Below are 26,228 nucleotides of genomic sequence, written 5' to 3'. Positions count from 1 at the left end.
GCCTATCTATGACTGATAGACTGAATTCATGGCGAACCGCGGGTCGGGCCGGATTGATGGGAGCGGGCGCAATTGCGCTTTGCGGTCCATTGGCGGGGTGCATCAACGTTGCTGCACCGGACAAGCCGATTGTGATCGAGCTTAACATCAATATCCGGCAGGAAGTGGTTTTTGCCTTGGCCGAAGATGCGGCCAACACGCTTGAGGAAAATGCGGATATCTTTTGATGTTCGTGCTTACCGCAAAGCAGGAGGAATAAGAGAATGACAAATATGCGCAAAACTTTGCTCGCTGCCGTTGCTGCGACTGTCGCATTCACTGGCTTTCATGGGGCCGCTCAGGCTCAGCGTGATCCGGCCTATGCCGCTGCACGCGCCAATGGTAGCATCGGCGAAAAACGCGATGGCTATCTTGGTGTGGCCGGGGCTGAGACGGCTGAGCTTCGCCGATTGGTCAATGATATCAATATTAAGCGCCGCGCTGTTTATGCGCAGCGTGCACAGGCGGCCAATGCGACGCTTGACGAATACGCCTTCACCGCCGGTTGTCAGGCGATCCTGCGGACGACCGCTGGTGAGAAATATCAGGCGCCCGACGGCACGTGGCAAACTCGCACAGACGCGGCGCCGCTGCGTGATCCGCGCTGCCCGTAATTCCGCCCAGTATCCGTCAATAGCCAGAGCGCAGGTTGCTGTTTTCCCACGGCGACTTGCGCTTTGCGCAACGGCTATCGCTATAATTGCTTGCTAGGTTGGCCGTTTGATTGTGACTGGCGGTTGACTTGGATATGCCCCCCTTCTAAGGGGTGCGCGCCCTTGGCGGACACCTTGTGGCGCGTGTTTTGGCGTCCAACCTTTAGGAAGCTGACATGAGCGATAAGAAGTCCGCACAGGAACCCATCGCCGAGGATGCGCGTATCGATGCACTCGAGGAGCGGCTGAAAGCTGCCAACGAGCGCGAAGAGGAACGCAACCGGCCTCGGGTATCAGGCACTGATGCGAATTATCGCAGCGGTAACCGGGTGCTCGCAGACCTCCTTGGCGGGATTCTTGGCGGCGCAGTGATTGGCTGGACGATTGATTATTTCGCCGACACTTCGCCCGCGGGTCTGTTGATAATGATGGCCTTCGGGATCATCGTTGCCTTCAGGAACATTATTCGAGCGGCGAACACTCGCCCCGATGACACTGACGAGGGCTAAAGTGCCTGAATTTGGGATCATCAGTTGGGGCGCGTTTCTTACAAGGTTTAAGGACTAAGAGATCGTGGCAGCCGAGGCAGGCAAAGTCGATCCGATGAAGCAATTCCAGCTCGAGCCAATGTTTGGTTCGTCGGGCTGGGAGATTGCCGGAATCAACATCGCATTCACCAATTCCGCATTCTGGATGGCCATCACAACGGTCCTGATCTGGGCATTTGTGTTCGGCGGCATGAAGCGCCAGCTGGTGCCAGGTCGTTGGCAGATGGCGGTTGAGACCTTTACCGGTTTCATCGACGACATGCTGGAGGCAAACATTGGCAAGGCAGGGCGCAAATATGTGCCTTATGTCTTCAGCCTGTTCATGTTCATTCTGTTCGCGAACTTGCTCGGCCTGCTGCCGATTGGCCTGTTGGGTCTGCACCCATTCACCTTTACCAGCCACTTCACCGTCACCGGTGTGCTCGCGATCATCAGCTTCTCGATCGTTCTGGTCGTCGGCTTTTGGAAGCACGGCATCAAATTCTTCACGCTGTTTGTGCCGCATGGCACGCCAGTGCCGATGATCCTGCCGATTGCGCTGATTGAATTCTTCTCATTCCTCATCCGCCCACTCAGCCTCGCACTGCGGCTGTTCGTGGCGATGATGGCCGGGCACGTTCTGTTGAAAGTGCTCTCAAGCTTCGTGATCGACGGCGTGAACGCTGGCGTTGGCATCGGCCTTATGGTCAGCCTGCCAAGCTTTGCTTTGATGGTCGCGATCAGCGCTCTAGAAATTCTCGTAGCCGGAATTCAGGCCTACGTGTTCGCTCTTCTGACGTCGCTTTACATTAACGACGCAGAACACCTTCACTGAGTTTATCTCTCTAATTTATATATTTGATCCCAAGGAGTTTTTCACATGGAAGCAGAAGCAGCTAAGCTCGTAGGCGCAGGCCTTGCAGCAATCGGTGCCGGCATGGCCGCAATTGGTGTTGGTAACGTGTTCGGTTCATTCCTCGAATCCGCACTTCGCAACCCAGGCGCAGCAGACGGCCAGCAAGGTCGCCTGTTCATCGGCTTCGCCGCGGCTGAGCTTCTCGGCCTGCTGGCGTTTGTTGTCGCGATGATCTTGATCTTCGTTGCCTAATAGTGATTTGGTATCCCGGCCTGCTGAACCAGTGGGCTGGGTCACCCGAATTTCTATCGACGACGTTTTAAGATCCACTTCACAGGTTTCGGACCGCTCTCATGCCTCAGATAGCCCAATTAGCCGAGTTCTACTCCAGCCAGATTTTCTGGTCGCTGGTGTTTTTCGGCCTGACATTCTTCGTCATCGGACGCGGAATGGTGCCCAAAGTGATGGGAACGGTCGAACTGCGTGACAATCAGATCGCTGACGATCTGGCTGCGGCGCAGGCCGCTCGTGACGCGGCGGACGAGCAAGAGGAAGCATGGCGCAAGCGCGAGAATGAAAATCGCGCCGCTGCTCAGGCAACCATTGCAGAGGCCAAAACCAAGGCTGCGGCCAAAACCGAAGCCACTCTGGCAAAGGCGCAGACGAAGATCGATGCAAAGCTGGAAGCAGCGGAAGCAGCGATCTCCGAGGCCCGCATCAGCGCCATGGCTGAGGTTGAAACCGTCGCTGCTGAAGCAACGCAAGACATTGTCTCCCGCCTTGCCGGAGCCAAAGTCGACAAACGCACCGCGCGTTCTGCGGTGAAGAAAGCGCTCGCCAATGGCTGATCTCATGTCACTCTTGGTTGCCGCTCAGCAACGCCACTGAAAGCATGTTGGCGACAGATGAGGCGGGTTCGGTCTACCTTAAGGATGAACCATCAGCGCTGTTCCTTCAGGATTACCAGTGGGTTTCGCTGGCTATGCTGGTGCTGATCCTGATCTTCGTTTGGAAGAAAGTTCCAAGCTTGATCACCGGCGGACTCGATAAGAAGATCGCTGAAATCAAGCAGCAGCTTGACGAAGCCAAGAGCCTGCGCGCTGAGGCAGAGGCTCTGCGCGACGAATATGCCACCAAAATCGCTGGCGCAGAAAAAGACGCCGAAGCGATGATGGAAGGCGCGAGCCGCGAGGCGGACGCTATCCTTGCCAAGGCCAAAGAAGACGGCGCGGCTATGGTCGCTCGCCGTCAGCGTATGGCTGAAGATAAGATCGCTGCGGCGGAACGCGATGCGGTTGAGGAAGTTCGCAGCAGCGCGGTTGACGCCGCTGCCTCTGCTTCGCGCAAGATTATCGCTGATAAGCATGATGCCGACGCCGACCGTACGCTGGCCGATGAGGTAATCTCGGCGATCTAAGCGCTGGCCTACCGTGGATTATGAAGAGGCGGCTCGATTGGGCCGCCTTTTTCATGTTCGCGAACCCTCGCGCAGGCGGGGGTCTCTAATGGGCAAAGCGCAGACTCGATACAGATCCCTGCCTTCAGGGGGACTTTTGTATGGCTAGCCGCCCGGCTCAAACACCACTTTGCCCACCAGTTTGCGGTTTGCCATCGCCTCAAAACCTTCACGCCAGCGGGACAAGGGCAGGATGCGGTCGATGGCGGGGGTTATCCGGCCCCCCGAGGCGAGATCCGCGATGGCGGCATTGATTGCGCGGCCTCGCTCAGGAAAGCGGCGCGCATATTCGCCAGCGCGTAGGCCGACAATGGAGAAGCCCTTGATCAGCGGAATATTGGTCGCGACCTCCGCGATCCGCCCGCTGGTGAAGCCAACAACCACCAGTTTTCCGGCGAAGCTGACGCAGCGGGTGCTTTCATCAAACACATCACCGCCAACCGGATCGAATACAATATCGCACAGTTTTCCTCCGGTTATCTCTGACACTTGCTCTCGAAAGCGCCCTTCGGCCAGAATCACGGCATCGGGCTGATAGAGCGCGGCGATCCGCTCTCGCTTGGAATCCACACCAGTTGTGGCGATGACTTTCGCGCCGAAAGCCTTGGCGAGATCCACAGCGGCCAGACCGACACCGCCGCTTGCTCCGTGCACCAGCACCCATTTCTCGCCGCTAGCGCCGTCTAACAGCCCGCACAGCTCCACTAGGCCGGTGTAGGCCGTCGAGTAAGCCGCGCCCATGGCTGCACCCTCAGCGAAGCTCACGCTGGCGGGGAGGGGTGATAGGCCTCGCGCGGGGATGCTTGCGAGTTCGGCAAAGGCGCCGGTCTTATTACCGCCCATGACCCTGTCGCCGGGGGCAAAGCCGCTGTCCGGCTCTGCCTCAATCACTTCTCCGGCTAGCTCCAGCCCGCTGACAAAGGGTGGCTGTGGTTTAAATTGGTACTCGCCGCGCGTCATCAGCAGGTCGGGAAAGTTGAGCGATGCGGCGTGCACCCGCAGCAAAACCTCGCCATCGCTGCGTACAGGCTCTGGCGCGCCCATCAGCGTCACCCCTGATAGATCGCTCGATAGCGTTTCGACTGTGAGCGCCTGCATCGGGCTTAGAAATTATCCTTGGCGCTACGCAGTGCAGCAAAGGTCTCATGCGGCTCGTTGCCGCCCCATTTCGCCATCATCGCTGGATCATCCGCGCGCAGGAATGGGTTCGTCGCAAGCTCGCGTTTCAGGACGGTGGGCACGGTTGGCTCACCGCGAGCGCGCTTGTCTTTGATCTCGGCCACGTAGTCGTGCAGCGCCGCATTGTCCGGGTCGGCGTGCAGCGCGAACTTGGCATTCGCCTCAGTGTATTCATGCGCGCAATAGAGCGTTGTCTCGGTCGACATGCGCCGAATCCGATCTAGGCTGGTCCAGAATTGCTTCGGCTCGCCTTCGAACATCCGTCCGCAGCCGAGCGCGAACACGGCGTCGCCCACGAAGGCAACGCCTTCCTCAACGATATGGTAGGCGATATGACCATTGGTGTGGCCGGAAACGTCGATGATCTCTGCGCGGTGTTCGCCCAGATTGACGCTGTCACCATGCGAAACAACCCGGTCGATGGGGGAGAGTTTCTCCACCTCCTTTGGTGCAAGCACGCGCGCACCGGTCGCCTCAACGATTTCTGTGTTCCCGCCAGCGTGATCTGGATGCCAATGAGTGTTCCAGATGTGAGTGATTGTCCAACCCATCGCCTCTGCCTGGCGCAGATATTCCTTCGCATCAGGCGTGTCGATCGCTGCGGTCTCGCCAGTCACAGAATTGTGCACGAGGAAGCCGTAATTGTCGGACAAGCAGGGGAACTGGTGGATTTGGATCGTCATCTCGGGTCTCTCAAAGGGGATTGCACACTAACGATACGCCTCTCGTGCGCGCTATGGAAGCACCAATGAAAAGGCCCGCCCACTCATTCGAGCAGGCGGGCCGTTTCTTTGCCTAATTGGCTGTCTGGCTTAATCGTCGCTCTTCTTCAGAGCTTCGCCAAGGATGTCGCCGAGTGAAGCGCCGCTGTCGGATGAACCGAACTGTGCAACCGCTTCCTTCTCTTCGGAGATTTGACGCGCTTTGATCGAGAAGTTTGGCTTCTTCGAACGGTCAAACCCAGTGACCATGGCGTCAACCTTGCTGCCGGTCTGGAAGCGATCAGGACGTTGCTCGTCGCGGTCGCGGCCGAGATCCGAACGCTTGATAAAGCCGGTCGCGCCGTCGTCGCCAACCTGCACTTCGAGGCCGCCATCGCGAACTTCAAGAACAGTGACAGTGACAGTTTGGCCCTTGCGCAGTGTTTCTGCACCAGCAGCGCCATCTGCGGTTGGAGCACCTTTTTCGAGCTGCTTCATGCCAAGGCTGATGCGCTCTTTCTCAACGTCAACGTCAAGAACGATGGCTTTGACTTCTTCACCCTTGCGGTGGAGCGCCAAGGCGTCTTCGCCAGAGATGCCCCAAGCAATATCGGACATGTGAACCATGCCGTCGACATCGCCGTCGAGGCCAACGAACAGACCGAATTCGGTTGCGTTCTTGACTTCGCCTTCGACGATTGTGCCAACTGGGTGCTTCTCTGCGAACTCGTCCCAAGGGTTGCCTTGAGCTTGCTTGAGGCCGAGCGAGATGCGGCGCTTGTCGCTGTCCACTTCGAGGACCAACACGTCGACTTCTTGCGAAGTGCTGACGATCTTGCCTGGGTGAACGTTCTTCTTCGTCCAGCTCATTTCAGAGACGTGGACCAGACCTTCGATGCCTGGCTCCAGCTCAACAAATGCACCATATTCGGTGATGTTGGTGACGGTGCCAGAGAGTTTCGCGCCCATTGGGTACTTGGCTGCAACGCCGTCCCATGGATCGCTTTCCAGCTGCTTCATGCCAAGGCTGATGCGCTGAGTTTCTGAGTTGATACGGACGATCTGGACCTTCACGGTGTCACCGATATTGATGACTTCGCTTGGGTGATTGACGCGCTTGTAGCTCATGTCGGTAACGTGCAGCAGGCCGTCGATACCGCCGAGGTCGACGAATGCGCCGTAATCGGTGATGTTCTTGACGACGCCATCGATAACCTGACCTTCGGCCAGCTTGTCGATCAGCTCGCTGCGTTGCTCTGCGCGAGTTTCTTCGAGGACAGCGCGGCGTGACACCACGATGTTGCCGCGGCGACGGTCCATCTTAAGCAGTTGGAACGGCTGAGGCACTTCCATCAGCGGGGTAACATCGCGCACTGGGCGGATGTCGACCTGGCTGCCAGGAAGGAAGGCTACGGCGCCGTCTAGATCGACGGTGAAGCCACCCTTGACGCGGCCAAAGATCCGGCCTTCGACGCGCTTGCCTTCGCCAAATTCGTTTTCGAGCTTATCCCAAGCGGCTTCGCGGCGGGCGCGGTCGCGGCTGAGCATGGCTTCGCCATCGGCGTTTTCAACGCGGTCGACATACACTTCAACCTCAGAACCAACGCTAAGGCCGTGGTCGTCATCACCGCGAGAGAATTCTTTGAGTCCGACGCGGCCTTCTGATTTGAGGCCCACATCGATGATAGCCATACTGTTTTCGATGGCTGTTACGGTGCCTTTTACAACGCGGCCTTCAAAGCCGCCGTCATCTGCACCGCCGAGTTGTTCGTTAAGAAGCGCTTCGAAATCGTCGCGCGAAGGGTTGGGCGAAGTCGCCATAGGTCAGGAAATCCTGTTTACATTTGCTACCGGCCACCGGTTTTTCCGGGGTCTTAAACCGTCTCTGAGCACCATTGCTCAGCCTAACGGGGCAAGAGGGCCGTAATCCGCATGAGGCCGAATGCGTTCATGCGGGTTCGAAACAATCGGGTGTGATTGGGTGAACGGGGGCGCGCTTAGGCGAAGGGCGGCGCAAATGCAAGGATTTTGCAGGGGCGAAACGGCACGCGGTGCCGCAAGGGCGCCCGCCCGCAGCGATGCGACCTTCAGGTCGCGTGAGCGAGGAAAGCCGAGCGAACGGATGTGAACGCTGGCGCTTGAAGCCGATCAAGTAAGATACTCTTCGACGGCTTGTATCACCGCAGCGATCGCTTCCTCTTTGCCGAGCGCAGTGGTGTCGATCACCATTGCATCGGGCGCAGCCTTTAGCGGGGCGTCCTTGCGGCCAATATCGCGGTTGTCGCGGGCGATGATGTCTTGCTCAATCTCCGCGAGCGGGATGTCGATTTCGCGTCCCGTCATCTCCAGCCAGCGTCGGCGCGCGCGCTCGGTCACGCTGGCGGTGATATAGAGCTTAATCGGGGCGTCCGGCGCAATCACGGTGCCGATGTCTCGGCCATCCAGCACCGCGCCACCTTCCTGCGTCGCAAAGGCGCGCTGGCGCGCGAACAGCGCCTCGCGGACCTGCGGATGGATTGAGACACGGCTCGCAAGCCCGCCGGTTTCCTCGCTGCGCAATTGCTCATCGGCCAGCAGAGTATCGGGAAATTCGCAGGCGGCCAGAGCGTCTGCGGGGTCATCAGGATTGCCTTGATTGATCGCGACTTGCTAGGCCAACGGCGCGGTACAGCAGACCCGTGTCGAGATGCGGCAGGCCGAAATGAGCCGCCAGTGCTATGGCGATGGTGCCTTTGCCAGAGGCGGTGGGGCCATCAACAGCGATGATCATGATGCGGACTTATTCTTCATCCTCAGCGCCTTCACCAGTCCAAATATCGCGATCGCCGCCCAGAAGCCCTCCAGCACTAGGCTGGGCCAATTGGTGTGGACGAGCAGGCTGATCGTCAGCAGCGCTGCGCCAGTCAGGTTCGTACCGTGAAGGACGAACGGGTTCGGCTTATCCTTGACCGTCAGATAGGCGTAGGCGGCGATGATGCAGGCCGTGCCGACGAAGCCGATGATCGAATAGATATCGAGAGGGGTGTTCACTGCGCCGCCCCTATCAGCAAGTCCATAAAGCTCGGAAAGCTCGTGCCGATGGGTGAAGTGTCGTCCACAGCGACACCGCCCGCGCTGGCGAGGCCCGCGACAGCCATGCTCATCGCGATACGGTGATCTAGGTGTGTTGTGACCGTTTGGTCCTCAGGCGTGCCGGACAGAGGCTCTCCGCCGCTGCCATGGATCACTAGGCCATCCTCTCTTTCTTCGATGCTTACTCCGGCCAATGTGAGCGCTGCGGCCATTGCTGAGAGCCGGTCGCTTTCTTTCACACGCAATTCTTCAAGCCCGCTGGTGCGCGTCGTGCCCTTTGCCAGCGATGCGGCGACAAAAAGGACGGGAAACTCGTCAATCATGCTCGGCGCGATTGCTGGATCAACATCAATTCCGCTCAATTGGGAATGGCGCACGCGCAGATCGGCAACAGGCTCGCCTCCAACCTCGCGCGGGTTTACCTCTTCAATAGAGCCACCCATTTCGCGCAGCACTTGTACCAGGCCAGCTCGGGTCGGGTTGAGGCCGACATTCTCTATCAGCAGATCGCTGCCCGGAACGATTAGGGCCGCGACCATGAAGAACGCCGCGGAGGAGGGGTCTCCCGGAACGGTCACGTGCTGCGGCTTTAGGTCAGCTTCGCCGTGGATGCGGATAACGCGGGTGCCATCGTTTTGCTGTTCCACGTCCAGCTTCGCGCCAAAGCCCTTCAGCATGCGCTCGGTATGGTCGCGGGTGGGCACTGGCTCGATCACAGTGGTGATGCCCGGTGTGTTGAGACCCGCGAGCAGAACCGCGCTTTTTACTTGGGCGCTGGCCACCGGCAGGGTGTATTCAATCGGCACAGCGGGCAGGACGCCCCGCATCATTAGCGGCAGAGTGCCGCCTTTGGAGCTTTCGAAGCTCGCGCCCATCAAGCTCAGCGGATCAATCACGCGGCCCATGGGGCGGCCCGACAGGCTGGCGTCGCCAGTAAATGTCGCTTTGATCCCGTGGCTGGCGATGATTCCCATCAGCAGGCGGGTCGAAGTGCCTGAATTGCCCATATCGAGCGCTTCGCTAGGCTCCAGCAATCCGCCAACGCCAACGCCGTTAATTTGCCAAGTGACATTACCAGAACCGTCGTCATCGCGGGTAATCTGCGCGCCCATCGCCCGCATCGCAGCGGCCGTGGCCATCACATCCTCGCCCTCCAGCAGGCCGGTTGCGGTGCTTGTTCCCACGGCAAGAGCGGAAAACATCAAGGCACGGTGGCTGATCGACTTGTCGCCGGGCACGCGCAGATTTCCGCGCAAAGGACCAAGAGGGGCAAAGGTGTGAGCAGGCAAGATGCGGCTTTCTGAAAAATATAGGCGATGAAATCAGCGCGGCGTCTTTGACAGTCACCCACGCATCTGGCAAGGCGCGCCGACTTTGGAGCGGGGTTCTTGAACTACATCTCAATCGGCCCCACAAACCACACCATATTTTTGCCCGCGCCAATCGCGGCCCGCGGCGTTAACTCGAGGATTAATTGATGGCGAAGCCAGAATGGGGCACCAAGCGTTCTTGTCCCAAATGCGGAGAGCGCTTTTACGATCTCGGCAATGATGAGCCGGTCACCTGCATTGAATGCGGTGAGACTTGGAACCCTGAGCCCGTGCTCAAGACCAAACAGCCAATTCCATTTGAAGCGGATGACAAGAAGAAGGATGGCGAAGCCGATACCGATCTGGGCGGTGACGATGATGATGAGCTGAAAGACATCGAGAACATCGATGACGGCGAAGATTCACCGGACAATGACGTTGATCTGGGCGGCGATGATGACCTTGGCGTGTCCAAGGGCAAAGGCGACGAGGAAGATCACGAGAATTAAGGCTTGCCTTTCGAGGGGGTAGCCCATAATGGGCTGCCTCCTTGCGAAAGCGGGGCGCTGGTCTTATCTCGATAGGCCAGGCATATCGATGATAGGGGCCTTAGCTCAGCTGGGAGAGCGCAACACTGGCAGTGTTGAGGTCAGCGGTTCGATCCCGCTAGGCTCCACCATCGAACCGGATATGTTGGTATCCGGCCATTACCGGGCTGCAAAGAGCAGCTCCCATGCGCTTTCGGTGCTCACGATCTTTATGATCGCTGCGCTCCGGTTCTCGGGAGCCACCTTTTCGCTGAGGTACTGACCGAATATCAACACACCCGGATACATGGGTAAAATTGGGGCATATCCCCGCGCTGGCCAACGAGGTTTCGTTCGCCGGCTGTTTTTTGCGTTTAGTTCTCGCCGTGCGCGGCAAGTGAGGAGTTGAAGACGATGTTTGACAATTTGTCCGACCGCCTTGGCGGGGTCTTCGATCGGCTCAGCGGAGCGTTTCCAGCAAAAGTGGGGACCGGTTTTGCGGTTCGGAAACGCGACCAGATAGAACGCAAGCAAGGAGCATGCGGCAATGTTTGACAATTTGTCCGACCGCCTTGGTGGGGTTTTTGATCGGCTTAAGGGTCGCGGCGCGCTCAAAGAACAAGACGTGCGCGATGCAATGCGCGAGGTCCGCGTGGCTTTGCTCGAAGCCGACGTGGCATTGCCCGTGGCGCGGCGGTTCATCGATGCAGTGACGGAAAAGGCCGTTGGCCAAGACGTTCTGAAATCGGTCACCCCTGGTCAGCAAGTCGTCAAGATCGTCCATGACGAGCTGGTCGACATGCTTGGCGGGCCAGAGACCGAAGGCCTGATTTTAGAGGCGAAGCCGCCAGTTGTAATCATGATGGTCGGTCTTCAGGGCTCTGGTAAGACGACGACCACTGCGAAACTCGCAAAGCTCATCAAGGAAAAGCACGGCAAGAAGGCCATGATGGCCTCGCTCGACGTTAACCGCCCGGCTGCTCAGGAGCAGCTGGCGGTGCTGGGTGAGCAGGTCGAAACTGCGACCTTGCCGATCGTCGCTGGCCAGCAGCCGGTGGACATCGCACGCCGCGCAATGGAGGCTGCGCGGCTTCAGAATTTCGACGTGCTGCTGCTCGATACCGCAGGCCGCCTGCATGTTGATGAAGCTCTGATGGCTGAAATGAAGGCCGTTTCCAGCGTTTCTGAGCCAACTGAAGTGCTGCTCGTGGTTGACAGCTTGACCGGGCAGGACGCTGTAAACGTTGCACAAAGCTTTAGCGGTGAAGTGCCGCTGACCGGCGTAGTGCTCACCCGGATGGACGGCGATGCACGCGGCGGCGCGGCGCTTTCGATGCGCGCGGTGACGGGCAAGCCGATCAAGTTTGCGGGTACGGGCGAGAAGCTCGATGCGATTGAAGCCTTCCGCGCAGGTAGCGTGGCTGACCGCATTCTGGGCATGGGCGATGTCGTCAGCTTGGTCGAAAAAGCCGCTGCGACGATCAAGGAAGAAGATGCTGAGCTGCTCGCCAAGCGTATGTCAAAGGGGCAATTCGACCTCAATGATCTACGTATGCAATTGCAGCAAATGCAAAGCATGGGCGGCCTCGGCATGCTGGCGGGGATGATGCCCGGCATGAAGAAGGCGAAGGCGGCGATGGCCGCCGCCGATATGGACGACAAAGTGCTGCTCCATATGGACGCGATCATTGGTTCAATGACGGCCAAGGAGCGCGCCAATCCCGCGTTGATGAACGCCAAGCGTAAGCGCCGCGTTGCTGCGGGCAGCGGCACCGAAGTTCCGCAGGTCAACAAGGTGCTGAAGATGCATCAGGAAATGGGCCGTGCGATGAAACAGATTAAGAAAATGGGCGGGCTGAAAGGCCTCGCATCCATGTTTGGCGGAGGCGGTGGAATGGGCGGCCTACCCGGCATGGGCGGCGGTGCTCCCGGTGGCCCTGGTGGTTTGCCAGGGCTGGGCGGTCCGGGCGGCGGATCCGGCGCTCCGGGTGTTGATCCGAACACGCTGCCCCCTGAACTACGCGACATGTTGAATAAGAAGTGATTTTAAACAATTTCAATAATTTGAGACTGGAAAGGTATCTATAATGGCAATTGCACTGAGGCTCTCGCGCGGTGGCGCAAAGAAGCGTCCTTATTACCGGATCGTTGCGGCAGACAGCCGCGCACCACGCGATGGTAAGTATCTGGAGCAAATCGGGATTTACAACCCGCTGCTCGCCAAGGACGACGAAGGCCGCGTAAAGCTTAACGAAGACCGTGCGAAATATTGGCTCGGCGTTGGCGCACAGCCATCCGACCGGGTTGCGCGTTTCCTCGATGCTGCTGGCATCCGTGAGCGTGAAGCTCGCAACAACCCGAACAAAGCGAAGCCGGGCGAAAAAGCGACCGAGCGCGCTGAAGAGAAGGCTGAAAAGGCTGCTGCCGCTAAGGAAGCGGAAGAAGAGGCGAAGAACGCCGCCGCAGAAGAGGCAAAGGCTGCTGCAGAAGCACCAGCAGAAGAGCCTGCTGCGGAAGAAGCGCCTGCTGAAGAAGCTGCTCCAGAAGCTCCTGCTGAGGAAGCACCAGCCGAGGAAGCACCAGCCGAAGAAGCGCCAGCTGAAGAGCCTGTTGCTGAAGAAACACCAGCGGAAGACGCTGGCGAAGAAAAGTCTGAGGGCTAAAGTGACGCGTTGTTTCCCCGTTCGTCCTGAGCATGTCGAAGGGCGAATGGGGGAGCAGCTCGTACTTCGACAAGCTCAGCACGAGCGGTTGCGAGCATGACAAGTCAACAGCAGATCGAGTTGGCCGCCATCACTGGCGCGCATGGCGTGGCGGGCGAAGTCCGGCTGAAACTGTTTGGCGAGGGCGTGGAAGCACTCTCGCAGCACAAGAGTTTCGTCGCCGGCAAAGACGGGCGTGTCCTGACGCTCAGGAAAATCCGCTCCGACAATAAGGGCGGGGCGGTCGCCCGTTTCGCCGAAATTGCGGGGCGCAATGATGCGGAGAAATTGCGCGGAACCGTGCTGATGGTGCCGCGAGAGGCCCTGCCAGACCTTGCCGAGGGCGAATTTTACCACGCTGACCTTCTTGGCCTGGAAGCCTTCACCGACGCGGGAGAGCGCGTGGGCACCGTCGTGGCGGTCGAGAATTTTGGCGCAACCGATGTTATCGAGATCGTGCGCGAACCGCCGCCTGAGAAAGGCACCAAGACTTTTATGGTGCCGCTGATCGATGCGGCAGTGATAGAATGGGATACAAGCAGGCTTGTGATCGCGGCCGATTTCGCTGAAGGCTGATCAGCATGATAATCGAAATTGCAGTCACGATTTTTGCCTTGATCGTCTTTGTAGCAATGTCGACGCTGGGTTCGGTTTTGCTTGTGCGCTTCTTTATGACCAAAGCTGACACTGCTGCCCGGACGTTTGCGGCAGCATTCTTTGGACCGGGAATTCTTCTGTTCCCCGTGATTGGCTTGGCGCTTGTCGGTGACGGTGATGACGTGTTTGCTGGAGTTATCGGGCTTGCAATCCTGCTCCTCTTGTTTTTCGCGGTTATAGGCTATCCCACAGCCCACTTCGCTACGCGCAAGCTTGATCGTCTTACTAAATTTAATCCGGAAACCTTTGAATGACCAAACTCCCCGTCGCTATTTGCCAAGCTGCACCGATCCCCTTAGCGATTGGAGCAGGCATCAAAAAGGCCGCCGAACTCGCTGAAAAGGCGATCAAAGACGGCGCAAAGCTGGTTGCCTTTGGTGAGACCTTCTTAGGAGGTTATCCGCTGTGGCTGGACGAGTCCCCCGGCGCGGCTTTGTGGGACCATCCGGGCACACGTGCATGCCACGCGATCATGCTGGAAAATGCGATTGTTGCGAATGATGAGCGTCTGCTGCCGCTGCAAGAGCTGTGCGACACGCATGACGCCTGCATCTCCATCGGCGCGCATGAGCGAATGCGCTCCAGCCTGTACAACAATCAGTTGATGCTTCGCCCTGGTCAGGTTCCGCTGGACCACCGTAAGCTGGTGCCCACGCATGGCGAACGCCTGATCTGGATGCGCGGGGATGGGTCCACCCTGGGCGTGCATCAGGCGGAATGGGGCAAGGTTGGCAATCTGATCTGCTGGGAGCATTGGATGCCGCTAGCGCGCGCGGCGATGCACAATCTTGGCGAAGCGGTGCATGTTGCCGCGTGGCCGACCGTGCGCGAGGAATATGCGCTCAATTCGCGCCATTACGCGTTTGAGGGCCGCTGCTTCGTGCTCGCTGCGGGTCTGGTGCAGCAGAAGGCGGATATGTTTGAAGGCCTGGAGCTGGCAGAAACCGGCAATGCCGATGTGGGCGCGGCGCGCGAGCTGATCGAAGCGATTGGTAGTGACGTGCTGAACTGCGGCGGCAGCTTCATCGCCGCCCCCGATGCGCGCGTGCTGGCACAAGCGGGCGAGGCCGAAGAGACGCTCCACGCGGAGCTTAACCTGTCAGAGATCGGCGCGAATTTGACGAGTCTCGACACCGATGGCCATTACTCACGTCCAGACGTGTTTGAGCTTAGTGTGGATACGCGGGCAAAGGATGGGGTGAATTGGGGTTGAGGACTGTATCGTCGGCAATTCATATTGATATGTCCGATCCTGCGGTGTTTCTGTTTGGCAGCGCCTTCTTTCTACTTGTTCCGCTTCTGCTGACTCGCTGTATTGCGATTTTCCTATCAGCGCGGCTCCCTTTGGCATCGCCCGTTTTACTTTCCTTTTTTGCGGCAGCTCTGGGGTGCGGTTTGCCCTTACTCCTATTCAAACTCGGAGCATCAGAAGTAGAGACGACCCGAACTTTTGATGCGCTAATGGGCGCGGTTGCCATTTCTGCCGCCCTAATCAGCTGGTTGGCCATCAAGCGTTCAACGCCGGGCCAACGCGACGAGAGTACGGAATAGGAATTTCATGACGTTCGCCGCGACCATCCTCACTCTCTATCCAGAGATGTTTCCTGGGCCGCTTGGCGCAAGTCTGGCGGGAAAGGCTATGGCCGAGGGCAAATGGTCGTGTGACACCGTGCAAATCCGCGATTTTGCGCTGGATAAGCACAATAATGTCGACAGTCCGCCAGCGGGCGGCGGCGCAGGCATGGTGCTGAAATGCGATGTGCTTGCTGGAGCGGTGGATTATGCAGAAGCGCAGGCAGCAAAGCACCTGGCCGCTCGTACTTGGACAGGCTCAGCACGAACGGACTTAGAGAACCCAACCTATCAAGAAACCGTTCGCCCTGAGCTTGTCGAAGGGTCCGACGAACGGTTAGTTTCACAAATCCCAATCCTGGCCATGACACCGCGCGGCAAACCCATTACTCAAGCGCGCATCAGAGAGATCGCAGCCGGTCCCGGCGTCACACTGCTGTGCGGTCGGTTTGAAGGCTTTGACGAGCGCATTTTCGAAGCGCGGCCTCAGATTGAGCAGGTCAGCCTGGCCGATATCGTCTTATCAGGCGGAGAAATGGCCGCGCTGACCATACTTGATGCTTGCATTCGGCTGCTTCCCGGCGTAATGGGCGCGCCTTCTAGCGGTGCTGAGGAGAGCTTTGAAGAAGGCCTCCTTGAGTATCCGCACTACACCCGACCTCAAGAATGGGAAGGGCGCACGATCCCTGAAGTGCTGCGATCGGGGGATCATGCGAAGATCGCCGCTTGGCGCAAAGCCATGTCGGAAGATCACACTCGGTTACGCAGACCGGATCTATGGGAGCGTCATGAGGATGCTCGGGTCCAGTCTGCCTCTGGCGCGCGGCAAAAAGATAAAGGAACGGACCAGTGAACCTGATCCAGCAAATCGAAGCCGAAGAAATCGGCAAAGTGACCAAAGAAATTCCTGAGTTTCAGGCCGGAGACACCGTGCGTGTCGGCGTGAAAGTCACCGAGGGTAGCCGCGAGCGTATCCAGAACTTTGAAGGCGTTGTCATTGCGCGCTCGAACCGCAGCATCAACAGCAATTTCACCGTGCGCAAAATGAGCTTTGGCGAAGGTGTGGAACGTGTGTTCCCACTCTACGCGCCAATCGTCGACAGCATCACCGTGGTTCGCCGCGGTGTTGTGCGCCGTGCGAAGCTTTACTATCTGCGCGGCCGCACCGGTAAGCGGGCTCGTATTGCTGAGCGCCGTGAGAATGCGCCAAAGGCGTAAGTCTCATACCGAGAGATTTGAAGGGGCGTTCTGGGAAACCAGGGCGCCCTTTTTCGTTGGGGATGTTGATTTTCTCTCTCGTCATTGCGAGGAGCGATAACGACGAAGCAATCCAGCGTCTGACCCTGGATTGCCGTGCAGCCTTGTGGCTGCTCGCAATGACGAGAAGATGGGGCAATCCTTGACATGCGCATTTCAATACTGGCCGCCGCTGCGACGCTTCTTGCCGCTCCAGCCATCGCGGATGATCACACAGTGACCAGCGCATCAGAGCTGACGTTTGAGCGCGTCTTTGCCTCACCATCGCTGAATGGGCCAGCCCCGCGTCAGGCAAAACTGTCGCCCGATGGGCGCTATCTCACCGTTCTGCGCAATCGCGATGATGATCGGGAACGTTATGACCTGTGGGGCTATGACCGGGAAACCAACGAATGGACTATGTTGGTCGATAGCAAGGCGCTGGGTTCGGGCCGTGAGCTGTCCGAAGACGAAAAAATGCAGCGAGAGCGTGCGCGGGTTGGCAACCTTAAAGGCATTATCAGCTATCAATGGGTCAGTGATGGTTCGGGCGTGCTCGTGCCGCTCGATGGTGATTTGTACTTAGCGAAGCTGAGCGGCGAGGTGACCCGTCTAACGGACACTGAAGAGAGCGAGCTTAACCCCAAGCTGAGCCCCAAGGGCAGCTCTGTCTCATTCGTGCGCGAGCGCCAGCTGTGGGTTGGCAAGGTCGGCGAGGAAGCCGTGCCGATTACGCCGAAGGAAGGCGATACAATTCGCTGGGGTGAGGCGGAGTTTGTGGCTCAAGAAGAAATGAGTCGCCTGACCGGATATTGGTGGAGGCCCGATGATAGCCGTCTGGTCGTGCAGCGTACGGATGAAAGCCCAGTGGGCATTGTGACTCGCGCAGCGATTGGCGCGACCGGGACCAAGGTGTTTGATCAACGCTATCCCGTTGCGGGCAGTGATAATGCGATTGTTGAGCTGTTTGTGATGGACCCGGATGGCGGAAACCGTGTGAAGGTCGATCTGGGTGATGAGACCGATATCTACGTTGCGCGTGTCGATTGGGGGCCAGATGGTGCGCTCTATGTCCAGCGCCAAAACCGCGAGCAGACTGAGCTGGATATGCTGAGCGTTGATCCAGCGACAGGCAAGAGTGAACTGGTCTTCACGGAGAAGGCCGCACGCGAGGATTACTGGATCAACCTCTCCGACAGTTATCGTTTCCTGAAGGATGGTAGCCTGCTGTGGTGGAGCGAGCGTAGCGGATATGGTCAGTTCTATCTCATAGGATTGAAAAAAGAGATTCTAGCTAGCGGTGAGCGTAGATACATGACCCTGGCTCAACCGCTTACGTCAGGCACATCTCCTGCAACCGAGCTCATTGGTGTGGATGAGGGCAACGGTGTTTTCTATTTCCAAGGTACCAAAGACGTCCTCACACAGCAGATTTATCGGGCCAATCTGGACGGCAGCGGAGACCCTACCCTCCTGACTGATCCAGCCTATACGAACGCCGCGATAATGGATAAATCCGCCCAGCTTCTGATGGTCACACGATCAGCGCCGAACCAACCCCCACAGAGCTATCTAGCCAATGGGGAAGGTAAGAGGCTGACATGGGTGGAGCAGAATAAACTAGACGATAACCACGCCTATGCGCCCTATGTATTGCATCATCAAACGCCGGAATACGGCACTATTAACGCGGAAGATGGCACACCGCTGCACTACATGATCATCCGTCCGAGGATGAAGCCGGGGAAGAAATATCCGGTGTTCTATTATCACTATTCTGGACCAGGCCCTCAAATTGTCGACCGGACTTGGGGCGGGGCGCTGGCTCAGGCGATCGTGGACAAGGGCTACATCTATTTCGCGCTCGACAATCGCGGTACGGCCAATCGCGGTGTCGACTTCGAACAACCGCTCTACCGAGCGATGGGTGGGGTTGAGGTGCGCGACCAGAAGGTAGGTGCGGAGTTCCTCAAGACCCTCGATTTTGTCGATGGAGACAAGATTGCGCTCTATGGCTGGTCCTATGGCGGCTATATGACGCTGAAGCAGATGCAAGCCGATCCGGGGCTTTATGCGGCAGGTATCAGCGGCGCTCCGGTTACCAAGTGGGAACTGTACGACACCCATTACACCGAGCGTTTCATGGGTGATCCACGCGAAGTGCCAGAGGCCTATGAAGAGGCCAGCGCTATTCCCAATGCGACCAAGATCAGCGATCCCTTGCTGCTGATCCACGGAATGGCGGATGACAATGTGGTGTTCGAAAATTCATCCGAGCTGATTTCGGTTCTGCAGGAAAACAACGTGCCGTTCGAAATGATGCTCTATCCCGGCTACACACACCGAGTTTCTGGCGAGAATATTTCTCCGCATTTGTGGAACACGATCTTCACTTTCCTCGAACGGAACGGCGTGACCCCACCGGAATAGGTACGCGCGACTGGGCGAGCCATTCCAGCGCTGTGGCGGCCACTTCGCTCGGCGCTTCGACCTGAGGATAGTGTCCCACGTTGGGGATGAGATGCGCACGCGCCTCGGGCACAACCTCGCGCCATTTGTCATAGGCATGCTTGCCAGAGACCGGATCGAGCGCACCATTGATCAGGCCGATCTTGTCCTGTGCCTCGACCAGCGCCGCCTTCCACCGCTCTTTATGCGTGCGTCGATCCGCGATGTAGTGCAGCAGCTTGTGGGTCAGCCGGTTGCCGCCATTGTGCGCGATAAATTCCCAAAACTCGTCCAATTCTGACTCGCTGGGCTGAGTGTTTGACCCAAACACTTCGGAGAAGCTCTGGCCAAAGCGTTTGCGGTTCATCAATAGGCCGACCAGAAATCCGAACGGTGAAACGCCTAGTTTCTGGATTGGTCTTGCGCGGTGTTGATCAGGGAATATCCCGCCATTCAGGAACACCATCATTCCGAGCTGCTGTGCGCCGGTGCCATCTTGCTGGCGAGAGAGCAGCTCCTGGCCAACTGACACCCCGTAGTCGTGCACGAGTGCGTCAAATTCTCTAATGCCGAGATGGGCAAGCAGGGCCTCTTGCACATCGACCTGGCCATGGATCGTATAGCCATTGCCGCCAAAGCCGCCGCGGGGCTTATCCGACAGGCCAAATCCTAGCATATCGCATGCGATCAAATGGTGCTTTTCACCCAGATCATCCCACGTCCGGGCCCAATCAGACGAGCATGTGGGATAACCATGGACCAGCAATAACGGCCTCGCATCGCTATTGCCGCCGGTCCAATAGGCAATCTGGTGCCCTTGAAAGCCGAAATAGCTCGCTTTCTCGCGCCAATGCGCAATACCGCTTTGCATACGTTTCCCCTCCTGACGTACCCAAGAAACACTTGCCAAGGCACGCTAGGCGCGGCAGCGCACAACGTGAAGTTGAATTTCCATTGGAGTAAGTGATTTGGGTTACCGGGTGGCAGTGGTCGGCGCGACCGGCAATGTCGGACGCGAGATGATGCAAGTGCTGGCAGAGCGCGAGTTTCCGATTGAGGAAATCGCTGCTGTGGCCAGCTCGCGTTCGCAGGGCAGCGAAGTGGAATTCGGTGACACAGGCAAAATGCTCAAATGCCAAAATATCGAGCATTTTGACTGGGCTGAATGGGATATTGCGCTGTTTTCCGCTGGGTCCGGCCCAGCAAAGGAATATGCGCCGAAGGCGGCGGCAGCAGGCTGTATCGTGATCGACAACTCCTCGCTTTACCGGATGGAGCCGGACGTCCCGCTGATCGTGCCAGAGGTCAATCCGGACGCGATTGATGACTATACGAAGCGCAATATCATCGCGAATCCCAACTGCTCGACGGCTCAACTGGTTGTCGCGCTGAAGCCTTTACATGATGCGGCCAAGATCAAGCGCGTCGTCGTCTCGACCTATCAATCGGTGTCAGGTGCGGGCAAATCGGGCATGGACGAGCTGTTCAACCAGAGCCGCGCGATCTTTGTCGGCGATCCGGTAGAGCCTGCGACCTTTACCAAGCAGATTGCGTTCAACGTGATCCCGCATATCGATGTGTTCCTGGACGATGGATCGACCAAGGAAGAATGGAAGATGATGGTCGAGACGAAGAAGATCCTCGATCCAAAAATCAAGCTCAACGCGACTTGCGTGCGCGTGCCGGTATTTGTCGGCCATTCCGAGGCGATCAATATCGAGTTTGAAAATGAGCTGTCGGCGGAGCAAACGCAGGAAATTCTGCGCGAGGCACCGGGCATCATGCTGATCGATAAGCGTGAAGACGGCGGATATGTCACACCAACCGAAAGCGCGGGCGATGGCGCGACTTACATCAGCCGCGTTCGCGAAGACCCGACCGTCGAGAACGGAATCACTTTGTGGTGTGTGTCAGACAACTTGCGCAAAGGTGCGGCATTGAACGCGGTACAGATCGCTGAATTGCTCGGGCGGAGGCATTTGAAAAAGGGATAAAGCATGCGTAGCTTGGTGATCATATTGTCGGCATTCGCGCTCGCCGCTTGCGACAGCGGCACCGTGCCAAGTCCGAGCGAACGCATGAATGAGCGCGGCGAACCTGCAGTGCCAGTAATCGCTGATGATGCAGTTGAGCTGCGCGCAGAAGGATTGGCTGCCGGGTCAGAGGCGTTTTTCTTTTCCGCTGGGCGCAGCGAGGTCGAAGGCGCTCTTACAGCAAGCCTGGGTGAGCCAGAGGGCCGCAGCATAGGCGAGGAATGCGGTGCGGGCCGTATGGAGTTCACCAGCTTTCCCGGCGCGTTGACGGTCAATTTTCAGGACGGTTTTATGGTCGGTTGGGTTCTGGGCGAACAAGAAGGGGGTGCGAATATCGCTTTGCAAAGCGGCCTCAAACCCGGAGCGCCGCGCAGCGAGGTAGAAAGCACCACGGGATTTGCCCGGATCACGGACAGCACCTTGGGTGAAGAATTTGCGCTGGGCGGCAAGATTGGCGGCTTTCTAGAGGAAGACCGCCTGACCATGCTTTACGCCGGGACGCAGTGTTTCTTTCGGTGACGCATTTTGGGTAGAGATTTTTGCGGGGCCTCACGCTAGTCTGCGCGGATGACTTTAAACGCAGACCTCTATTTCAGCTTCCGTTCCCCATATTCCTATCTCGCCATTGGCCGCTACCGCGCACTGGCAGAGGAATTTGATCTCGAGATTGCGCTTCGCACTGTTTGGCCGATTGCGATCCGTGCCCCTGAACTGCTGTTCACCGGAAATCCGGCGGCGCCGCGCTATATTCTGATGGACTCGATGCGGGTCGCGCAACATTTGGGCATTCCCTATCGCTGGCCGCGTCCTGACCCTGTGAACCAAAACCTGATGACGCGCGAAATCGCGGCTGAGCAGCCGCTTATCCGCCGCATCTGCCGATTGGGCCAGGCTGCGTCGCGCCGGGGCAAGGGCCTGGCGTTTGCAGATGAAGTATCTCGGATTATCTTCTCCGGCGAAGTCGATGGATGGGACGAAGGCGATCACCTAGCGGACGCATCCTCTCGGGCGGGCTTGGACCTCGCTGAACTTGATGCGGAAGTGCTGAGTGATGCAGCTGCGCTGGATGCCGAAATCGCTGACAATCAGAGCGCGCTGGAGGCGGCGGGCCATTGGGGCGTACCGACCCTGGTGTTCGATGGCGAGCCCTTCTTTGGCCAGGACCGCATCGATATGGCGAAATGGCGGATGGAGCAAAAGGGGTTGATGAAGCGGTGAATGGCAAGGCGTCTAATATGACCGAACATACCGGCGGCTGCCAATGCGGCGCAGTGCGCTACACGATCAAAGCGGAGCGCCTGACTGCCTACGCCTGCCATTGTCGCGAGTGTCAGATGCAGTCGGCGAGTGCATTCGGTCTCTCGGTACCCGTCTTTGTTGCCAGTCTTGAAATCGAAGGCGATACCGCCAGCTGGCGTCGGCCGACCGATAGTGGATCACATACCAATTGCCACTTCTGCGCGCGGTGCGGCAGCCGCATCTATCATGCAGGAGAAAACCGCCCCGGCATGGTCACGATCAAAGGCGGCTCGCTGGACAATGCTTGGGAGCTTGAACCGGTTGCGCATATTTGGACCCGCAGTAAGCAGTCTTGGTTTGTCCTGCCCGAAGGCGTGCCGCAATGGGAAACGCAGCCGCAGACCCAGTCAGAATGGATGGAACTGCTTTCGTGAGCGATCAAACAACAGCGATGTTTACCTCCTTCGACGGCACCCGTCTCGCGGTGCATCGGATGGGCGAGGGCGCGCCGGTTATTCTGCTCCATGGCTTGTTCTCCAGTGCTGACATGAACTGGATCAAGTGGGGTCACGCTGCGCGTCTTGCCGAGGCCGGGTTTGAGGCGATCATGCTCGATTTTCGCGTGCATGGTGAGAGCGAGGCGCCGACTGATCCCATCAATTACCCGAGCGATGTTTTGGTGCGCGATGCGGTCTCACTTGTGGAGCATTTAGGATTTGAAGACGGTGGGTATGACCTCGTCGGCTTTTCGCTCGGTTCGCGCACGGCCTTACATGCGGCCGCTATGCAGGTGCTTGCTCCGCGCAAATTGGTGGTGTGCGGGATGGGGGTATCTGGTCTGTCCGAATGGCAAAAACGAGCGGTTTTTTTCAAACGTGTCATTGATGAGTTTGACACCATTGAGCGCGGAGATCCCGCCTATTTCTCACGTCAATTCCTGAAGTCACAAGGGGTTGACCGGGTCGCAGCGCGTTTGTTGCTGGATGCGATGGGCGATCTCGACCTTGCTAAGCTTTCCAATGTCAGCATGCCGACGCTTGTTGCCTGCGGTGTTGATGATCAAGACAATGGTTCCGCGGCGGAACTGGCCGAATTGCTCCCCAATGCGACCTATCGCGCCGTGCCTGGCGCGCACCTCGACAGCGCGACAAAGCCGGAATTGGGCGAGGCGATTACACAGTTCTTGAGCGCGCTATGACGGTCTCAAAGCGGGCCGCATTGCTTTGGTGGGTCGGTGGCCTGATTGCCTTCGCAATCACATTGACGCTTCATGCGCCCTTGGTCATCGACGGCGTGCCGGGCGGCATTCTAGATCATCAACGGGCGCCAGATGCGGCGACGGTGGACGCCATTCAGCGCGCCTGGAGCAATGATGGATTGCTCAGTTCGGCTGCGACCGCGATGATATCGGATCTGATATTCATTGGCATTTATGGGATAGGCTGCGTCCTCGCAGGTCTATATTACCGAACCCACCGATCGCGGGTTTTGTCGGGCCTTGGCCGGGTGGCACTTGCATCGGGACTTGTATTTTTGGCGACTGATTACGGTGAGACCATTTCGCAATTTATCCAGTTGCGGAATTTTGCGGGCGACGATCAGCTTGCCTCATTCGCATCGACCTTGAGGCCGATAAAGATGGCGGCGTGGGTTGGCGGTTTTCTGGCAGTTTTGGCTGCTTTAGCGGTCGAACGTTTTCGATGATTGACACTTGAAACCAAGTGACTCGCCATTCAAACTAATTTCATGATGGGATCGTCGCCGGCGCTGGCCGAGAGCTAATCGCCGGATGAGGCCCAAATGAGCGGTATGGGAATGGTGGAATGGCTGAGCGAATAAAACGAAGGGCAGCAGGCGGGATGGTGACTGGCAAACGAGCTGGACTGATTGGCGCGGTTGCATTGGCAATATCCGCCTGCGCGCCCGTGGGAAGCGACAATAAACAATCCGAATGGACCGTTTACGAACCGCTTGGCGAGGCAAAGTCTGGTACGGCCAGTGAATTGTTGTTTGTGGCCAACAAGCGTGGCAATACGCTGTCGAAGATTGACCTGACGACCGGGGAAGAGGTGCTGCGCAAAGACAGCTGCACCAATCCTCATGAGTTAGCGATGTCGCCAAACGGCAATCTGGTCGCGCTCGCTTGCTATGGCGGTACCACGATCGATGTCTTTGATGTCGAGGATTTAAGCCGGGTCACAAGCGTGGAGCTGGGCGAAAATGCCCGTCCGCATGGCATCGTGTGGACGGATAGCGGTGTGATCTATGCAACTGCAGAAGGGCGGCAGTCGATCTTCCGGATTACCGATAACGGCGAGGGTAGTCCTGCGCTCACGGAGTATCCCACCGGCAAGCAGGGCAGCCACATGCTCGTCGTCGCGCCTGATGAAAGCGCGGCTTGGACCACAGATCTTGGTTCAAAGACAGTCACTCGCATCGACTTGGTTGGCGAAGCTCCGCCTTTGTCAGTCACAGTGGGCGAGGAACCGGAGGGCATTTCACTCGCTCCTGACGGCAAATCTTTGTGGGTCTCGGCACGCGGCTCCAATCAGGCGTTTGAACTCGATCCAGTCACGATGGAAGTGCGCAACACGGTTGATACAGGAGCCTTTCCCTTGCGCCTGTCAATCCGTCCGCAGGGCGATGTCGCGGTCACATCTGATCTGATGGATGGCGGGCTGACTGTTATCGACCTGAAAACTGCCAAGGTAGTTCGTAGCATTGCGGTTTCAGGTCCTCAGGAAGCACAGCAACGTTTCCAGGTCACGATCCTGTGGTCCGATGATGGCCAGCGGGTCTATGTTGCTGAAACGGCTAGCGACACTGTCGCAGAAGTTGACTATGAAAGCGGTAAGGTATTGCGCCGTTTGCCCACCGGTGACGGCGGGGATGGAATGGCCATTCTTGGGATGACGGAGTCTTTCTCACCGTGATCGGTTGAGATTTGGGGGTAATGATTGTGCGTTTTTTATCGGTTATCGGGGCCGTTGGTGCAGTGTTGGCGATCCAGCCTAGTGCCGGACAGGCTCAGGCCCAGGGGCAACCGCAAACGCAGGTGGCCCCGCAAAACCCGCAGGTGGTGACTCAGTTTGACGCGGCCACAATCTCGCGTCTGCTGCTCGATGTGCAAACAACTTGGCAGGTCGAAACTGATGCGAATGGCGGAACGGTTTACCGCGCGCAGTCGGGAACCGGGATCAGCTTTGCTCTGACCCCGCGGGGATGTATGCCGCAGCAGGGGTGTGTTGGCCTGCTGATGGTGGCTACATTCGTGCGTGAAGACGCTCGCCCACGTGCGGAAATCAATGAATTCATCAATCAATACAACGATCTCAATGCGAGCAGCAAAGCCGTTCGTGCAGGCGATCAGGCGATCGTCCTGCAGGGCTATGTCAATTCTGCCTATGGCATCAGCTATGCCAATGCGCAGGCGCAATTGCTGGTCTTTGGTCAGGAAATTCAAAAGATGCGAGCGAGCTTAACTGAGTTTGCTGCGCAGTCACGGTGATTTTTAGTGATGAGATGGGGGGATATAAATATGACGAAATGCCTTTTGGGCACCATAATGCTAATGGCGACGACTTCTTTGAGCGCTCAAACTGCCGAGCCAATGGTGAGTGCGCAAGACCCTGAGGGTTTAGCGAAAGTATTGATGGATGCGGGTTATGAAGCCGAGCTGACGACCGATAGGCAAGGTGACCCGATGATTAGAACCGAACTGGCAAACATGACAACACGTTTGGTCTTCTATGGCTGTGACGAACAAACTAATTCGGATTGTGACTCGGTGCAATTTACCACTGGTTTTGACAGGAAAGAGCCTTGGACTAAGGGCGAAGCCATCCAGATCAGCGAGAAATTACGCTTTGCCGCTGTATCGTTGGATGACGAGGGCGATCCTTATATTTCATGGGATGTCTTTACAGGTGACGGTATACCATCGCGCGTCTTCTTGCAGTCGGTTCTAAAATACAGCAGTACCGTCGAATCCACGGCCGACATCGTCTTTGCCGACGAGTAG

The 26,228-nt window shown here is 57.7% G+C and carries 31 protein-coding genes, 1 tRNA gene and 1 pseudogene; 26 read left to right on the top strand and 7 right to left on the bottom strand.

Annotation, left to right across the window (positions count from 1 at the left end):
- The first annotated feature begins 8 nt into the window (after positions 1-8).
- The 7 genes from AC0V6Z_RS13115 to AC0V6Z_RS13085 all read left to right on the top strand — a co-directional run bounded on the left by AC0V6Z_RS13115 (position 9) and on the right by AC0V6Z_RS13085 (position 3,492).
- Positions 9-227 carry a YnbE family lipoprotein gene (locus AC0V6Z_RS13115; RefSeq protein WP_472638887.1) on the top strand — a complete coding sequence of 73 codons (219 nt, stop codon included), beginning with the start codon at positions 9-11 and terminating at the stop codon, positions 225-227.
- Between the two features lie 36 nt (positions 228-263).
- Positions 264-653 carry a YdbL family probable chaperone protein gene (locus tag AC0V6Z_RS13110; protein ID WP_472638886.1) on the top strand — a complete coding sequence of 130 codons (390 nt, stop codon included), beginning with the start codon at positions 264-266 and terminating at the stop codon, positions 651-653.
- Between the two features lie 215 nt (positions 654-868).
- Positions 869-1,201, top strand: a complete 333-nt coding sequence (locus AC0V6Z_RS13105; protein WP_472638885.1) for an AtpZ/AtpI family protein — start codon at positions 869-871, stop codon at positions 1,199-1,201.
- A gap of 94 nt (positions 1,202-1,295) precedes the next feature.
- Positions 1,296-2,054 carry a F0F1 ATP synthase subunit A gene (locus tag AC0V6Z_RS13100; RefSeq protein WP_472640920.1) on the top strand — a complete coding sequence of 253 codons (759 nt, stop codon included), beginning with the start codon at positions 1,296-1,298 and terminating at the stop codon, positions 2,052-2,054.
- Positions 2,055-2,099: 45 nt separating this feature from the next.
- Positions 2,100-2,327 carry a F0F1 ATP synthase subunit C gene (locus AC0V6Z_RS13095; protein ID WP_027442220.1) on the top strand — a complete coding sequence of 76 codons (228 nt, stop codon included), beginning with the start codon at positions 2,100-2,102 and terminating at the stop codon, positions 2,325-2,327.
- A gap of 101 nt (positions 2,328-2,428) precedes the next feature.
- Complete coding sequence (locus AC0V6Z_RS13090; RefSeq protein WP_472638884.1) at positions 2,429-2,923, top strand: F0F1 ATP synthase subunit B family protein; 495 nt, start codon at positions 2,429-2,431, stop codon at positions 2,921-2,923.
- 44 nt (positions 2,924-2,967) lie between these two features.
- On the top strand, positions 2,968-3,492 hold the full coding sequence (locus AC0V6Z_RS13085) for a F0F1 ATP synthase subunit B family protein (protein WP_472638883.1): 525 nt from the start codon (positions 2,968-2,970) through the stop codon (positions 3,490-3,492).
- Between the two features lie 144 nt (positions 3,493-3,636).
- Here the strand turns inward: AC0V6Z_RS13085 and AC0V6Z_RS13080 are convergent, their stop codons facing one another.
- The 6 genes and pseudogenes from AC0V6Z_RS13080 to aroA all read right to left on the bottom strand — a co-directional run bounded on the left by AC0V6Z_RS13080 (position 3,637) and on the right by aroA (position 9,772).
- The gene (locus AC0V6Z_RS13080) at positions 3,637-4,629 is read right to left on the bottom strand and encodes an NADPH:quinone oxidoreductase family protein (RefSeq protein WP_472638882.1); all 993 of its coding nucleotides are present in this window, start codon (positions 4,627-4,629) and stop codon (positions 3,637-3,639) included.
- Positions 4,630-4,634: 5 nt separating this feature from the next.
- On the bottom strand, positions 4,635-5,393 hold the full coding sequence (gloB, locus tag AC0V6Z_RS13075) for a hydroxyacylglutathione hydrolase (RefSeq protein WP_472638881.1): 759 nt from the start codon (positions 5,391-5,393) through the stop codon (positions 4,635-4,637).
- Positions 5,394-5,522: 129 nt separating this feature from the next.
- Positions 5,523-7,232 (bottom strand): 30S ribosomal protein S1, encoded by a 1,710-nt coding sequence (gene rpsA / locus AC0V6Z_RS13070; protein WP_472638880.1) that lies wholly within the window; start codon positions 7,230-7,232, stop codon positions 5,523-5,525.
- Between the two features lie 327 nt (positions 7,233-7,559).
- Positions 7,560-8,181 (bottom strand): annotated as a pseudogene (locus AC0V6Z_RS13065) ((d)CMP kinase).
- Positions 8,178-8,441 (bottom strand): CBU_0592 family membrane protein, encoded by a 264-nt coding sequence (locus tag AC0V6Z_RS13060; RefSeq protein WP_472638879.1) that lies wholly within the window; start codon positions 8,439-8,441, stop codon positions 8,178-8,180. The pseudogene AC0V6Z_RS13065 and the gene AC0V6Z_RS13060 overlap by 4 nt, the downstream one beginning before the upstream one ends.
- Positions 8,438-9,772 carry a 3-phosphoshikimate 1-carboxyvinyltransferase gene (gene aroA / locus AC0V6Z_RS13055; RefSeq protein WP_472638878.1) on the bottom strand — a complete coding sequence of 445 codons (1,335 nt, stop codon included), beginning with the start codon at positions 9,770-9,772 and terminating at the stop codon, positions 8,438-8,440. Before aroA ends, AC0V6Z_RS13060 begins: the two co-directional genes overlap by 4 nt.
- Before the next feature lie 188 nt (positions 9,773-9,960).
- Between aroA and AC0V6Z_RS13050 the strand changes: the two genes are divergently transcribed.
- The 10 genes from AC0V6Z_RS13050 (at position 9,961) to AC0V6Z_RS13005 (ending at position 18,917) form a co-directional block, all read left to right on the top strand.
- Positions 9,961-10,302 (top strand): TIGR02300 family protein, encoded by a 342-nt coding sequence (locus AC0V6Z_RS13050; protein WP_472638877.1) that lies wholly within the window; start codon positions 9,961-9,963, stop codon positions 10,300-10,302.
- A 94-nt stretch (positions 10,303-10,396) separates the two neighbouring features.
- Positions 10,397-10,472, top strand: a tRNA-Ala gene (locus tag AC0V6Z_RS13045).
- A gap of 395 nt (positions 10,473-10,867) precedes the next feature.
- Positions 10,868-12,364, top strand: a complete 1,497-nt coding sequence (ffh, locus tag AC0V6Z_RS13040; protein WP_472638876.1) for a signal recognition particle protein — start codon at positions 10,868-10,870, stop codon at positions 12,362-12,364.
- A 43-nt stretch (positions 12,365-12,407) separates the two neighbouring features.
- Positions 12,408-12,983 (top strand): 30S ribosomal protein S16, encoded by a 576-nt coding sequence (gene rpsP, locus AC0V6Z_RS13035; RefSeq protein WP_472638875.1) that lies wholly within the window; start codon positions 12,408-12,410, stop codon positions 12,981-12,983.
- Between the two features lie 96 nt (positions 12,984-13,079).
- Positions 13,080-13,598, top strand: coding sequence for a ribosome maturation factor RimM (gene rimM, locus AC0V6Z_RS13030; protein WP_472638874.1), 519 nt, complete (start codon positions 13,080-13,082; stop codon positions 13,596-13,598).
- Between the two features lie 5 nt (positions 13,599-13,603).
- Positions 13,604-13,933, top strand: a complete 330-nt coding sequence (locus tag AC0V6Z_RS13025; RefSeq protein WP_472638873.1) for a hypothetical protein — start codon at positions 13,604-13,606, stop codon at positions 13,931-13,933.
- Positions 13,930-14,892 carry a carbon-nitrogen hydrolase family protein gene (locus AC0V6Z_RS13020; protein WP_472638872.1) on the top strand — a complete coding sequence of 321 codons (963 nt, stop codon included), beginning with the start codon at positions 13,930-13,932 and terminating at the stop codon, positions 14,890-14,892. Before AC0V6Z_RS13025 ends, AC0V6Z_RS13020 begins: the two co-directional genes overlap by 4 nt.
- A gap of 345 nt (positions 14,893-15,237) precedes the next feature.
- Positions 15,238-16,104 (top strand): tRNA (guanosine(37)-N1)-methyltransferase TrmD, encoded by an 867-nt coding sequence (gene trmD, locus AC0V6Z_RS13015; RefSeq protein ID WP_472638871.1) that lies wholly within the window; start codon positions 15,238-15,240, stop codon positions 16,102-16,104.
- Positions 16,101-16,469, top strand: a complete 369-nt coding sequence (rplS, locus tag AC0V6Z_RS13010; protein ID WP_472638870.1) for a 50S ribosomal protein L19 — start codon at positions 16,101-16,103, stop codon at positions 16,467-16,469. Before trmD ends, rplS begins: the two co-directional genes overlap by 4 nt.
- 186 nt (positions 16,470-16,655) lie before the next feature.
- Positions 16,656-18,917: a S9 family peptidase gene (locus AC0V6Z_RS13005; RefSeq protein WP_472638869.1), complete on the top strand. Its 2,262-nt coding sequence runs from the start codon at positions 16,656-16,658 to the stop codon at positions 18,915-18,917.
- Here the strand turns inward: AC0V6Z_RS13005 and AC0V6Z_RS13000 are convergent.
- On the bottom strand, positions 18,877-19,806 hold the full coding sequence (locus AC0V6Z_RS13000) for an alpha/beta fold hydrolase (protein WP_472638868.1): 930 nt from the start codon (positions 19,804-19,806) through the stop codon (positions 18,877-18,879). The two genes, AC0V6Z_RS13005 and AC0V6Z_RS13000, sit on opposite strands and share 41 nt — an antisense overlap.
- A 97-nt stretch (positions 19,807-19,903) precedes the next feature.
- Between AC0V6Z_RS13000 and AC0V6Z_RS12995 the strand changes: the two genes are divergently transcribed.
- The 9 genes from AC0V6Z_RS12995 to AC0V6Z_RS12955 all read left to right on the top strand — a co-directional run bounded on the left by AC0V6Z_RS12995 (position 19,904) and on the right by AC0V6Z_RS12955 (position 26,228).
- Positions 19,904-20,929, top strand: coding sequence for an aspartate-semialdehyde dehydrogenase (locus tag AC0V6Z_RS12995; protein ID WP_472638867.1), 1,026 nt, complete (start codon positions 19,904-19,906; stop codon positions 20,927-20,929).
- A 3-nt stretch (positions 20,930-20,932) separates the two neighbouring features.
- Positions 20,933-21,487 carry an aspartate-semialdehyde dehydrogenase gene (locus tag AC0V6Z_RS12990; protein WP_472638866.1) on the top strand — a complete coding sequence of 185 codons (555 nt, stop codon included), beginning with the start codon at positions 20,933-20,935 and terminating at the stop codon, positions 21,485-21,487.
- A gap of 48 nt (positions 21,488-21,535) precedes the next feature.
- A complete protein-coding gene (locus AC0V6Z_RS12985; RefSeq protein WP_472638865.1) occupies positions 21,536-22,186 on the top strand; it encodes a 2-hydroxychromene-2-carboxylate isomerase in 651 nt (216 codons plus the stop codon).
- Between the two features lie 17 nt (positions 22,187-22,203).
- The gene (locus AC0V6Z_RS12980) at positions 22,204-22,641 is read left to right on the top strand and encodes a GFA family protein (protein WP_472638864.1); all 438 of its coding nucleotides are present in this window, start codon (positions 22,204-22,206) and stop codon (positions 22,639-22,641) included.
- A gap of 17 nt (positions 22,642-22,658) precedes the next feature.
- On the top strand, positions 22,659-23,405 hold the full coding sequence (locus tag AC0V6Z_RS12975) for an alpha/beta fold hydrolase (RefSeq protein ID WP_472640919.1): 747 nt from the start codon (positions 22,659-22,661) through the stop codon (positions 23,403-23,405).
- A complete protein-coding gene (locus AC0V6Z_RS12970) occupies positions 23,402-23,911 on the top strand; it encodes a hypothetical protein (RefSeq protein ID WP_472638863.1) in 510 nt (169 codons plus the stop codon). Before AC0V6Z_RS12975 ends, AC0V6Z_RS12970 begins: the two co-directional genes overlap by 4 nt.
- A gap of 119 nt (positions 23,912-24,030) precedes the next feature.
- Entirely contained in the window at positions 24,031-25,140 is a 1,110-nt protein-coding gene (locus tag AC0V6Z_RS12965) for a Vgb family protein (RefSeq protein WP_472638862.1), read from the top strand.
- Between the two features lie 20 nt (positions 25,141-25,160).
- Positions 25,161-25,715, top strand: a complete 555-nt coding sequence (locus tag AC0V6Z_RS12960) for a type III secretion system chaperone family protein (RefSeq protein WP_486176492.1) — start codon at positions 25,161-25,163, stop codon at positions 25,713-25,715.
- A gap of 63 nt (positions 25,716-25,778) precedes the next feature.
- A complete protein-coding gene (locus tag AC0V6Z_RS12955) occupies positions 25,779-26,228 on the top strand; it encodes a YbjN domain-containing protein (protein WP_472638860.1) in 450 nt (149 codons plus the stop codon).

This window comes from Erythrobacter sp. SN6-5, assembly GCF_057364945.1.
The sequence above is the reverse complement of the archived record's forward strand: the minus strand, read 5'-3'. Positions and strand labels throughout refer to the sequence as shown.

What these genes read in the sequence shown, in the direction of transcription:
- AC0V6Z_RS12960 (WP_486176492.1), top strand. Translation starts at nt 25,161, where the DNA reads ATGATTGTGCGTTTTTTATCGGTTATCGGGGCCGTTGGTGCAGTGTTG.
- AC0V6Z_RS12985 (WP_472638865.1), top strand. Translation starts at nt 21,536, where the DNA reads ATGACTTTAAACGCAGACCTCTATTTCAGCTTCCGTTCCCCATATTCC.
- AC0V6Z_RS12965 (WP_472638862.1), top strand. Translation starts at nt 24,031, where the DNA reads ATGGCTGAGCGAATAAAACGAAGGGCAGCAGGCGGGATGGTGACTGGC.
- AC0V6Z_RS13115 (WP_472638887.1), top strand. Translation starts at nt 9, where the DNA reads ATGACTGATAGACTGAATTCATGGCGAACCGCGGGTCGGGCCGGATTG.
- rpsP (WP_472638875.1), top strand. Translation starts at nt 12,408, where the DNA reads ATGGCAATTGCACTGAGGCTCTCGCGCGGTGGCGCAAAGAAGCGTCCT.
- rimM (WP_472638874.1), top strand. Translation starts at nt 13,080, where the DNA reads ATGACAAGTCAACAGCAGATCGAGTTGGCCGCCATCACTGGCGCGCAT.
- ffh (WP_472638876.1), top strand. Translation starts at nt 10,868, where the DNA reads ATGTTTGACAATTTGTCCGACCGCCTTGGTGGGGTTTTTGATCGGCTT.
- AC0V6Z_RS12975 (WP_472640919.1), top strand. Translation starts at nt 22,659, where the DNA reads ATGTTTACCTCCTTCGACGGCACCCGTCTCGCGGTGCATCGGATGGGC.
- AC0V6Z_RS12990 (WP_472638866.1), top strand. Translation starts at nt 20,933, where the DNA reads ATGCGTAGCTTGGTGATCATATTGTCGGCATTCGCGCTCGCCGCTTGC.
- rpsA (WP_472638880.1), bottom strand. Translation starts at nt 7,232, where the DNA reads ATGGCGACTTCGCCCAACCCTTCGCGCGACGATTTCGAAGCGCTTCTT.
- AC0V6Z_RS12980 (WP_472638864.1), top strand. Translation starts at nt 22,204, where the DNA reads ATGACCGAACATACCGGCGGCTGCCAATGCGGCGCAGTGCGCTACACG.
- gloB (WP_472638881.1), bottom strand. Translation starts at nt 5,393, where the DNA reads ATGACGATCCAAATCCACCAGTTCCCCTGCTTGTCCGACAATTACGGC.
- AC0V6Z_RS13005 (WP_472638869.1), top strand. Translation starts at nt 16,656, where the DNA reads ATGCGCATTTCAATACTGGCCGCCGCTGCGACGCTTCTTGCCGCTCCA.
- AC0V6Z_RS13100 (WP_472640920.1), top strand. Translation starts at nt 1,296, where the DNA reads ATGAAGCAATTCCAGCTCGAGCCAATGTTTGGTTCGTCGGGCTGGGAG.
- AC0V6Z_RS13025 (WP_472638873.1), top strand. Translation starts at nt 13,604, where the DNA reads ATGATAATCGAAATTGCAGTCACGATTTTTGCCTTGATCGTCTTTGTA.
- AC0V6Z_RS13090 (WP_472638884.1), top strand. Translation starts at nt 2,429, where the DNA reads ATGCCTCAGATAGCCCAATTAGCCGAGTTCTACTCCAGCCAGATTTTC.
- trmD (WP_472638871.1), top strand. Translation starts at nt 15,238, where the DNA reads ATGACGTTCGCCGCGACCATCCTCACTCTCTATCCAGAGATGTTTCCT.
- AC0V6Z_RS12955 (WP_472638860.1), top strand. Translation starts at nt 25,779, where the DNA reads ATGGCGACGACTTCTTTGAGCGCTCAAACTGCCGAGCCAATGGTGAGT.
- AC0V6Z_RS13080 (WP_472638882.1), bottom strand. Translation starts at nt 4,629, where the DNA reads ATGCAGGCGCTCACAGTCGAAACGCTATCGAGCGATCTATCAGGGGTG.
- AC0V6Z_RS13110 (WP_472638886.1), top strand. Translation starts at nt 264, where the DNA reads ATGACAAATATGCGCAAAACTTTGCTCGCTGCCGTTGCTGCGACTGTC.
- AC0V6Z_RS13105 (WP_472638885.1), top strand. Translation starts at nt 869, where the DNA reads ATGAGCGATAAGAAGTCCGCACAGGAACCCATCGCCGAGGATGCGCGT.
- AC0V6Z_RS13085 (WP_472638883.1), top strand. Translation starts at nt 2,968, where the DNA reads ATGTTGGCGACAGATGAGGCGGGTTCGGTCTACCTTAAGGATGAACCA.
- AC0V6Z_RS12970 (WP_472638863.1), top strand. Translation starts at nt 23,402, where the DNA reads ATGACGGTCTCAAAGCGGGCCGCATTGCTTTGGTGGGTCGGTGGCCTG.
- AC0V6Z_RS13000 (WP_472638868.1), bottom strand. Translation starts at nt 19,806, where the DNA reads ATGCAAAGCGGTATTGCGCATTGGCGCGAGAAAGCGAGCTATTTCGGC.
- AC0V6Z_RS13050 (WP_472638877.1), top strand. Translation starts at nt 9,961, where the DNA reads ATGGCGAAGCCAGAATGGGGCACCAAGCGTTCTTGTCCCAAATGCGGA.
- AC0V6Z_RS13020 (WP_472638872.1), top strand. Translation starts at nt 13,930, where the DNA reads ATGACCAAACTCCCCGTCGCTATTTGCCAAGCTGCACCGATCCCCTTA.
- AC0V6Z_RS13095 (WP_027442220.1), top strand. Translation starts at nt 2,100, where the DNA reads ATGGAAGCAGAAGCAGCTAAGCTCGTAGGCGCAGGCCTTGCAGCAATC.